This window comes from Niastella sp. (assembly GCF_045805085.1).
GTDB lineage: Bacteria > Bacteroidota > Bacteroidia > Chitinophagales > Chitinophagaceae > Niastella.
In genome coordinates this window covers 1-2,173 of the sequence record NZ_JBJMLX010000477.1, presented here as the reverse complement: position 1 = coordinate 2,173, position 2,173 = coordinate 1, and the positions used below count along the sequence as shown (strand labels likewise).

Genomic DNA, 2,173 nt, shown 5'->3' with positions numbered 1-2,173 from the left:
TATCCCCGGGCAAAAAGTATTGTTGTTGGTTTGAACCTGACCTTCTAAGCCTAATCAAAAAAAGAATGACAATGAAAAAGATTCTCAATAATATAGCTATAGTGGTTTTGTCAGGAGTGATGCTTACTTCCTGCAAAAAATTTCTCGACAGAAAAAACGAAGCCTCGTTCGACAGTGAATCAACTTTTCAGGATGCTTCACGGGCTGAAATGTTTGTCTATGGTATTTACAGCCTTAGCTTCAACAGGGAGTTGTATTATCAGTTTGGAATGGGCACTGATGAATGTATCTCTACAGAAGGGGAAACCAATTCGAAGAACATGTTTGCCAACTACGCGTACTCACCCGACATTGTGCCTACCGATACCTATGCGGCCATGTACCGGGCTATCGAGTACGCCAACATTGGTATAAAGAATCTGAGCGCGATGAAGGGCGCTACCGATGCAGAGCAAAAGAAAATAACCATGTTGCTGGGCGAATCGTATGCCTTGCGGGCCATGTGTTATTTGAACGCGGTACGGTTATTTGGCGATTGTCCATATCCCACCATTCCTGTACAGGATGCAGGCACCTTCATATCTTCCCGCGTAAGCAGGGATACTATCTATGATGGTTGTGTAGCCGACCTGCAGAAAGCCATTGAGTTATTGCCCTGGAAAAGCGAAGGCATGATACCCACGCCGGAACGCTTTTCAAAAAATGCGGCGTATGGTATCCTGGCCCGCACAGCCCTGTATGCAGCCGGTTATTCCCTGCGCTGGGACCTGAACACCTACGCTGCCTCATCCATACAAATGGCTCAACGGTCCGATGCCGCCCGCATAAAACAATTATACCAGATCGCCTCCGATGCCTGCAATGCGGTCATGCAAAAAGGCGAGAACAGTTTGTTGCCCAGCTATGAAACCGTTTTTCGTGACCTGGTGAACGGCAGATACAACAACGAATCGATGTTGGAATTCGGTCAGTATGGTACTGATGTGAACGGATCGGCAATTGGCTATACAAACGGGATGTTCAGTCATACAAGCAGTATTTTCGGAAAAGCACAACCTGCCATGGGCGTTATGCCAACTTTTTATTATGATTTTGAAAATGGCGATACCCGCCGGGATGTAAGTATTTGTACATACGGTATTACCGCCACCAATGGCCGCCAGTTGAACCCTTATGGCGCTAATACCATCGGTAAATTCCGGGTTACCTGGAAAGGTTCAGCAGGTACCGCTATCAACAAACGCGATATCAACTGGCCCTGGCTGCGCTATTCCGATGTGCTGTTGATGTATGCCGAAGCACAGAACGAATTGAACAATGGGCCTACCCCTGCAGGCAAAGCTGCCTACGAACAGGTAAGAAAGCGCGGTTTTGGCGGCGATGCCAGTAAAATAGGAACTACACCTGCTACTTACCAGGATTTCAGGAATGCTATCATCAATGAAAGAAAGCTGGAACTGTCTTTCGAAGGCTGGCGCAGAACCGACCTGGTGCGTTGGGGTATTCAATATGAAGCATTGACCCAGTGTAAACAAAACCTGATCGACATGGCCAACAAAGCAGGTAAATATGCTACAATCGATCAGTACCGGGCCTATAAACTCGAAACTGCTACCAACTGGAATGATCCTGTAGTAGCCGTTCCGTTCATTGGTTATAAAACCGCGCCCACCGCTGCCGATAAAGCTACATTAACAGCAAATGGCTATACCCTGCTGGATATGTACAGCGCTACGGCCGTAAGCGGTGGTCAGGTTTTAGGCGCCACGCAAGCCTGGGTGAAGGCGATATTCAGAGGGATAGAGAAAAATAAAACAGAACTGTTACCCCTGAATACGACCACCATCAATAATAATCCCGGTTTAGTCGGGCAGCAACATCCGCTGTATTGATAAGGCAGAGGGCAGAAGGCAAAAGGCAGAAATGCCTCATCGCGGCAGAGGCCAGCAATAGAGGAGTGGTAAGAAAAATTATAAGGCAGCCCAACTCCCCCTCCACCGGAGGGGGCCCGGGGGAGGGCCTTCAACCAAACGATTGTTAACTATTAAACAAAGTTTAATTGTGCATTGCTATGAGAAAAAATTACACTAACAGGGTACCATACCTGTCCTATCTTGTCCTGGTCTTATCTGTCTTTTCCTTTCAACACCTGCATGCCCAAATGCTGGCTTTT

The 2,173-nt window shown here is 47.4% G+C and carries 1 protein-coding gene; it reads left to right on the top strand.

The window, feature by feature from the left end; translation table 11 throughout:
* The first annotated feature begins 71 nt into the window (after window positions 1-71).
* Window positions 72-1,892, top strand: coding sequence for a RagB/SusD family nutrient uptake outer membrane protein (locus tag ACJ751_RS24940; RefSeq protein WP_407748248.1), 1,821 nt, complete (start codon window positions 72-74; stop codon window positions 1,890-1,892).
* Window positions 1,893-2,173 lie beyond the last annotated feature (281 nt).

Bases quoted from the DNA above. Each gene is read 5' to 3' on its own strand.
- ACJ751_RS24940 (WP_407748248.1), top strand. From the start codon at position 72: ATGAAAAAGATTCTCAATAATATAGCTATAGTGGTTTTGTCAGGAGTG.